1 protein-coding gene and 2 pseudogenes are annotated in these 5,955 nt (G+C 72.8%); all 3 read left to right on the plus strand.

Annotation, left to right across the window (positions count from 1 at the left end):
* Nucleotides 1–1,056: pseudogene (locus ACKVMH_RS12345) on the plus strand (exodeoxyribonuclease V subunit gamma); the annotation flags it as partial.
* A pseudogene (locus tag ACKVMH_RS12350) lies at nucleotides 1,053–4,912 on the plus strand (PD-(D/E)XK nuclease family protein); the annotation flags it as partial. The pseudogenes ACKVMH_RS12345 and ACKVMH_RS12350, both read left to right, overlap by 4 nt.
* On the plus strand, nucleotides 4,912–5,955 hold a 1,044-nt coding region (locus tag ACKVMH_RS12360), incomplete at its 3' end, for an AAA family ATPase (RefSeq protein ID WP_412700523.1). The pseudogene ACKVMH_RS12350 and the gene ACKVMH_RS12360, both read left to right, overlap by 1 nt.

Here is a 5,955-nt window from a genome sequence, read left to right on the forward strand (position 1 = left end):
CGCCGCTTCAGTTTCCGCGCGGAGTGGCACCCGGCCGCGGGGCGCCGCAGCGACCAGCGCGAGCCGGTGCCGGCCTGGAGCACCGGACCGCTGGCGGCAAGGCCCGCCGATGACGAACCGGAGGTCGTGACGATCGCCGAGCTGCGCCGCTTCCTGCGCGATCCGGCCGGTGAGTATCTGCGGCGCCGGCTCGGGCTGCGGCTGCCGGAGGAGGTCGCGTCGGTCGAGGATGTCGAACCGCTGCTGCTGCCGGCGCGCGGGCTCGACAAGCATCACCTGCAGACCGCGGTGCTGGAAGCGGCGATCGCCGATGACACCGGCGACCTGCACGAACGCCTGCGCGCGCGCGGCCTGCTGCCCCACGGGCCGTTGGCGGCGACCCAGCTGGACGCGCTCGTGGGTGAAACGCGCGCCTACGCAGGGTTGTTCAACGACTGGCGCAATGGCCGCCAGCCCGCGTCGCTCCCGGTCGACGTCGGCATCGACCTGCCGGGCGGCGCGGTGCACGTGCGCGGCCGCATCGAAGACGACTACGGCGATGCGCTCGCACGCGTGCGCGTGGGGTCGCCCAACGGCCCCTCGACGGTCCGCGATGGCCTCGACTGGCTGCTCGCCTGCGCCAGCGACACCCCACGCGCGCTGGTGCAGTTCCACGACAGCGGCGACGGGCCGGCACTCCACGAACGCGCGCCACTGGCCCCGGCCGCGGCGCGAGACGCGTTGCGGGTGTTGCTGGAGCTGCGGGCGAAGGGCCTGGCCGACCCGTTGCCCTGGGGGCCGTACACCGGCTGGACCTACTACAACGAAGACCGCCCCGACGTGGCACTGAAGAAGGCGCGCGAGCGCTGGGAAGGCGGTCACCAGCAATGGGGCGAAGGCAGCGCCGCGGCGTTCCGGCTGACCCTGCGCGGCCGTGTGCTGTTCGATGACGCGGTGATGTTCCGGCGCTTCGAGGACATCAATGCGCGCATCTTCCGCGCGCTGGTCGATGGCGTCGCGTTCGAGGGCTTCGTCGACGACGGCCCGGCCACCGGTCCCCGCGAGGCCACCGCATGAATGCGCCCGACCTGCTCGCGTCCGCCCTCGATCCCTACCTGGACCTGCCGCTGGAAGGCGTGCGCCTGATCGAGGCCAGTGCCGGCACCGGCAAGACCTTCACCCTCGCCACCCTGGTCACCCGGCTGGTCGTCGAGCGCGGGCTGCGCATCGGCGAGGTGCTGGCGGTGACCTTCACCGAGGCCGCCACCCAGGAGCTGCGCAGCCGCATCCGGGAACGGCTGGAACTGGCCGCCCGGGTGGTGAACCAGGCGGCCGACGATGACGGCGATGCCGCCGCGGCACTGAGCCGGACGATCGTCGAGCGACACCTGGCCGAAGGTCACGAGACCCGCGCGCAGCTCGCTCGGCGCCTGCGGCAGGCGGTATGGGAAGTCGACCTCGCAGCGATCTTCACCATCCATGGGTTCTGCGCGCGGGTGCTGCGCGAACACGCGCTCGAGAGCGACCACGGTTTCGATGCCCGGACCCTGCTCACCACCGACGCCGCGCTGCGCGAGGAACTGGCCGCCGACCTCTGGCGCACGGCGGCCGCCAATGCCGACGACGCGCCCTTGCTGGCGCGCCTGTGGTCGACGCCCGAGCAGTTGCGGGACGACCTTCGCGCACTGCTGTCGCATGATCCGTTGCTGCCTGAGCCCGGGCCAACCGGCGATCACAACCCGTTGCCGGCGCTCATCGAAGCGGCCGGGGTACTGCGCGAGGCGTTTGCCAGTGGGGGTGGCGAATTGCGCGACGACCTCGACGCGGCGGTCGCGGCCAGGTTCATCAACGCCGGCATGTACAAGGCCGAGACGCTCGACGCTTGCTGGCGCATCCTGCAGCAATGGTGTGATCGTGCCGACCCGACCCTCGCGCTGGACGACAAGGTGTCCCGCCTGGGTGCGCGGACGCTGCTCCAGAAGACCAACAAGGGCGGCCAGGGCCGCACGCCGCAGGCATCGCTGTGCGACGCGGTCGATGCGTTCCTCGATGCCCGCGCCCGCTACGACGGCTGGCTCGAAGCCCGCAGCATCGCGTTCCTCCACCGCATCCGCGCCGAAGCGCGCGCGCGGCTGGCGGAACTCAAGCGCTCGCGCCGGTTGCAAACCTACGACGACCTGATCGATGGGGTCGCCAACGCGCTGGACGACGCCGACCGTGGTCGCGCGGATGCGCTCGTCGCGGCCTTGCGAAAGCAGTACCGCATCGCGCTGGTCGACGAGTTCCAGGACACGGACCCGCGGCAGTGGTCGATCTTCCGTCGGGTGTTCGGTAACGGCGGCGGTGCCGATGACGCGACGGCGGAGCTGCCCGGCCATCCGCCCGCGCTGTTCCTGATCGGCGACCCCAAGCAGGCGATCTACGGTTTCCGCGGTGGCGACGTGCACACCTACCTCGAGGCCGCCGCCGCGGCCGAGCCGGCCCCACCGCTCGACCGCAACTTCCGCTCGCGGCCGGGCCTGCTCCGCGCCATCGCCACGCTGTATGGCGGGGTCGCCCCGACGGACCCGACGGACCGGGCAGCCGACGACACCGCGGCGCCGTCGCCGTTCGTCGATCCGCGCATCCGCTTCATGCGGGTGCAGCCGGGCGGCCGTCGACGCGACGGGGACTTCATGCGTGGCGGACACCCCGCCCCCGCACTGGTCGTCCGCTCGATCGTAGACCCGGACGCGCCGCCGTCGGACGCCATCCTGGCCGACCGCTCGCGCGAGCTCGCCACGCTGGCCTGTGTCGGCGAGATCCACGCGCTGCTGTGCGAGGCCCGCGCCGGCACCACGACCATCGACGGCCGGCCGCTCGTCGCCGGCGACATCGCCGTGCTCGTGCGCAGCCATCGGGAGGCGACCCGGATGCAGCTCGCGCTGATTGCCGCCGGCGTCCCCGCGGTGGCAGCCGGCAACCAGAGCCTGTTCGTGACCGACGAGGCGCTCGAGCTGCTGGCGGTATTCGAGGCGCTGTTGCACCCGGCCGACGACAGCCGGCTGCGTGCCGCGCTCGCGACCGTGCTGCTCGGTTTCGATGCGGCGCGGATCGCAGCGCTCGATGACGACGGCGCCACCCATGCCCGGCTCCAGCAACAGGCGCAGGACTGGCGCGAGCGCTGGCAGCGCAGCGGTCCATTCGCCCTTGTCGCCGACCTGTGCGCCGCGGCGGCCGAGCGCCTGCTCGGCCTGCTCGATGGCGAGCGCCGGCTAACCAACCTGCTGCAGCTGGGTGAGCTGATGCAGGACGCGCAGACACGCATGCCGGGCCTGCATGGCCAGCTCGACTGGTTGCGCGTGGCGATCGCCGAGGCCGACCGGGATGACGAAACCCAGCTGCTGCGGCTGGAATCCGACGCGCACCGCGTGCAGATCGTGACCCTGCACAAGAGCAAGGGGCTTGAGTACCCGCTGGTCTTCCTGCCGTTCGTCGGCATCGGTGGCAACGGGCGCAACGATGCCCGTCACCACGCCGTCCACGACGGCGACCGTCGCGTGCTGCACTGGAAGATCGACAAGGCATCGCAGGCGTGGAAGGACGCGTGCGCGCGCCACGCAGAGGAGGAGCAGGGCGAGGATGCGCGCCTGCTCTATGTGGGCCTGACCCGCGCGCGCCACGCGTTGTGGCTTGCCACCGGTGCGTTCTCCAACCATCAGCGCACCCGCATCGCGCCGCTGCTGGATGGGCTTTCGCGCGCACGGGACGATGACGCGATCGCCATCGACGACAGCCCGGTCGGTCCACTGCCTACACCGCTGCCGCCGCTGCACGAGGACCCCGTCCCGCCCGCCCGCGTCGCCCAGCGCGCGATCGCGCGCGACTGGTGGGTCTACAGCTTCACCCAGCTGGCGCGCGCCGACGCGGGCGAGGGCACCACCCCGCTTGCCTCCGCCACCCGTGCCGAGCACGGCGCCGACGACGAAACGCTCGGCGACCACCCCACGCCCATGGCGCCGGCGGACGCCGCAACCGAGGGCCGCGTCGACGATCCGCGCGCCACGTTCGACGCGCGCTTCGCCGGCAGCCGTTTCGGCAACGTGCTGCACGACGCGCTTGAACATGTCGCCTTCGACGCGTGGCGCGACTGGCGTGATGGCGACACGCCGCCACCGGGCGAGGACGCGCCACTGCGCTCCGCGCTGCGCGCAGGGGGTTACCCGGACGCCGACCTCGAGGACGGCGTGGCGCTGTTGGCCGGGCTGGTCGGCCACACCCTGGTCGCGCCGCTGCCCGAGGGTGGCCGGTTGTGCGACCTGGCCCTCGAGGCGCGCCGCGCCGAGATGGAGTTCCACTTCGCGCTGGCGCCGACCCGGGTCGACGCGCTGATCGCCCTGCTGCACCGCCACGGCGTGCTCGCCGCACGCCATGCGTTCGGCGCGCGCCAGCGGCTGGAAGGCCTGATGACCGGCAAGATCGACCTGACCTACACCGCCNGGAGTTCCACTTCGCGCTGGCGCCGACCCGGGTCGACGCGCTGATCGCCCTGCTGCACCGCCACGGCGTGCTCGCCGCACGCCATGCGTTCGGCGCGCGCCAGCGGCTGGAAGGCCTGATGACCGGCAAGATCGACCTGACCTACACCGCCGGCGGCCGCTGGTACGTGCTCGACTACAAGTCCAACCGGTTGTCCGGCTACGACGCAGCCAGCCTCGACGCGGCAGTGGCGCACAGCGAGTACGACCTGCAGGCGCTGCTGTACACCCTCGCGCTGCACCGCTGGCTGCGGTTCCGGATCGGCAGCGGATACGACTACGCGCGCGACTTTGGCGGTGTGCGCTACGTCTTCAGCCGTGGGCTCGCGCCGGACGGCCGCGAAGGCGTCCACGCGCACCGGCCGGAACCGGCGCTGGTGCACGCGCTCGACGCGCTGTTCGCCGGGGACGCCGCATGAGCCTGCTCGACACGCTCGTCCGCGGCGGCCACCTGCGGATGCTGGACCGGGAGTTCGCCGCCACCCTGCGCCGGCTCGACCCCGCGACTCCGGAGCTGGTCCTGGCCGGTGCCGCACTGGCCTCGCTGGCGGTGTCGCACGGTCACGCGGGGTTCGACCCGGCAAAGCCGAAGGGCCTGCTGGAAGACGGGACGGAATGGCCTGACGCCTCCCACTGGACCGCCGTGCTGGCGGAGTCGCAGTGGGTCGCGACCGATTCCAGCGGCCACGCCGCCCGGCGCCCGCTGGTACTCGAGCACGGCCTGCTTTACCTGCGCCGCTACCGCGAGTACGAGCACCGGCTTGCCAGCCGCCTTCGCGTGCTCGCCGAGCGCCGCCCCCACACCGCTGGCCTCGCGGATGCAGCGGAACTGGACGCGGTGCGCGACGCCCTGTTCCCGCCGGGCGACGCCGACCCGTTGCAGGCCCGCGCTGCCACGCTCGCCCTGCAACGCACGCTGCTGCTGGTGACAGGCGGGCCGGGCACCGGCAAGACCACCACGATCGCGCGGATGCTCGTGCTGCTGCTCGCCCAGGCGCGCTTGGCCGGGCATGCCGCGCCGCGGATCGCGCTGGCCGCGCCAACCGGTCGTGCCGCCGAGCGCATGGCCGAAAGCCTGCAGGCCGCGATCACCCGCATGGCCAGCATCGAAGGCTTCGATCCGGCCTGGCTGGACGGACTGCCCGACCACGCCACCACCCTGCACCGCCTGCTCGGCACCATCCCGGGCAGCCCTCGGTTCCGCCACGACGCCGACAACCCGTTGCTGCACGACGTGGTGGTGGTCGACGAGGCCTCGATGGTCGACCTGCCGTTGATGTGCAAGCTTGCCGAAGCGGTGCCCGAGGGCGCGCGCCTGGTGCTTCTCGGCGACCCCGACCAGCTGCCGTCGGTCGAGGCGGGCGACGTGCTGGCCTCCATCTGTGCCGCCGCCGACCCCGCTGGCGCCGTGGCGCCGGACGGGTGCGGCGGGCTTGGCGACAGCAGCCATCCGCCGGCG

The sequence above is a fragment of the Lysobacter zhanggongensis genome (assembly GCF_046638635.1).
GTDB lineage: Bacteria > Pseudomonadota > Gammaproteobacteria > Xanthomonadales > Xanthomonadaceae > Novilysobacter > Novilysobacter luteus.